Source organism: Streptomyces alkaliphilus (assembly GCF_014141535.1).
Lineage (GTDB): Bacteria > Actinomycetota > Actinomycetes > Streptomycetales > Streptomycetaceae > Streptomyces > Streptomyces alkaliphilus.
The window spans coordinates 1-1,189 of sequence record NZ_VKHT01001279.1 but is presented as its reverse complement, the minus strand read 5'-3'; the positions used below and the strand labels follow the sequence as shown (position 1 = coordinate 1,189).

2 protein-coding genes are annotated in these 1,189 nt (G+C 78.0%); both read right to left on the bottom strand.

What is annotated here, in order from left to right; all coding sequences use genetic code 11:
• A partial coding sequence (locus tag FNQ90_RS23965; RefSeq protein ID WP_323380151.1) for a helix-turn-helix domain-containing protein occupies positions 1–668 on the bottom strand: 668 nt, incomplete at its 3' end.
• Positions 665–1,054 carry a peptidoglycan-binding domain-containing protein gene (locus tag FNQ90_RS23960; RefSeq protein ID WP_228471561.1) on the bottom strand — a complete coding sequence of 130 codons (390 nt, stop codon included), beginning with the start codon at positions 1,052–1,054 and terminating at the stop codon, positions 665–667. The genes FNQ90_RS23965 and FNQ90_RS23960, both read right to left, overlap by 4 nt.
• Between the last annotated feature and the right edge of the window lie 135 nt (positions 1,055–1,189).

Sequence of the window (1,189 nt, the reverse complement as noted above, 5' to 3'; positions counted from 1 at the left end):
CCCTGCGACTCGGGGTCCTTGCCCGTGCACCCCGGCCCGACGCAGCCGGCCGGCGTCGGGCCGGCCCCCGCGTCGGGACCCCCGCCGGGTGGCAGCAGGGCCAACGTCGTCACCAGCGCCGTGTAGGCGATCAGACCCGGCACCACCAGGGCCCATCGCGGGCGGCGCGGTCGAGCCGGGGAACCCCGATCGGTCTCCCGCGCCCCGGAGGGGCCCGGTGCGGGCGGGTCGGCGTCCCCGGCCACCGGCGGGGACGCCGGCCCGGCCCGGTCCACCGCCCCGGGGTCGTCCGCCCGCGCCCCGGAGCGCGGGCCGGTGGCGCTGTCCTCACCCCCGCCCGGGGTGCCCGGGCCGGCCGGGTGCCCCCCGGAGTCCTCCCTCGGGACCGCCCGGGGGAACGGCCGGGGCGGGGTGTCCCGGCCGCTGCGCGCCGTCTCGGCCAATTCCCACAGCGCGACCGCCCGGCCCGGCGGCTCCCCCGCCAACGCGCACAACTCCACCACCACGTCGCGCGGCGGCAGCTTGGTGCCCCCCAGATAGCGGTGCCAGGAGGATTTGCCGGCGGTGGTCCGATCGGCCAGCGCGGCCAGACTCAGACCGGTGCGCTCGCGCAGGGACCGGAGTTCGGCCGCCAACGCGACGCATTCGGGGGGCAGTCGCTCGCTCACCGCCGCAGCTCCTCCCAGGTGTGGGGGCCGACGATACCGTCGACCACCAGGTGCTCCCGGGCCTCCTGGAAGCGTTTGACGGCGCGTTCGGTCAGCGCGTCATAGGCCCCGTCCACCGGTCCGGGCGGGAACCCGTGGTGGTCCAGCAGGCACTGGGCCTCCAGGACATCCCGGCTGATGACCAGTTGGTACAACAACTCGTCGGCGGTCTCGCTGTGTCCGGCGTAGAGCAGGCCCTCCCGTCGGTGGACGGTGCAGCCGTAGGCGCGGCCGGGCTCGAAGGCGAAGTCGTCACCGCGGTCGTCCCACGGCAGGTACGGCCGGCCAGGGCGCGCAGGCCCAGGAGGGCCGGGAGGGCCGCCATGACGACCGCGAGGGTGATCCATCCCGCGCGCCGGCGGTGGGCGGCGGGTGTCCGGGGGGCGGGTGTCCGGGCGGCGGGGGCGGCGGAGGACTCGCGTTCGGCGGAGCCGGGTGGGGAGGGCGCGGCGGAGGCGGAACCGGGGTTGGCGGGCGGGCCG

Excerpts from the sequence above, each read along its gene's own strand:
- FNQ90_RS23960 (WP_228471561.1), bottom strand. The coding sequence starts at position 1,054 with ATGGATCACCCTCGCGGTCGTCATGGCGGCCCTCCCGGCCCTCCTGGG.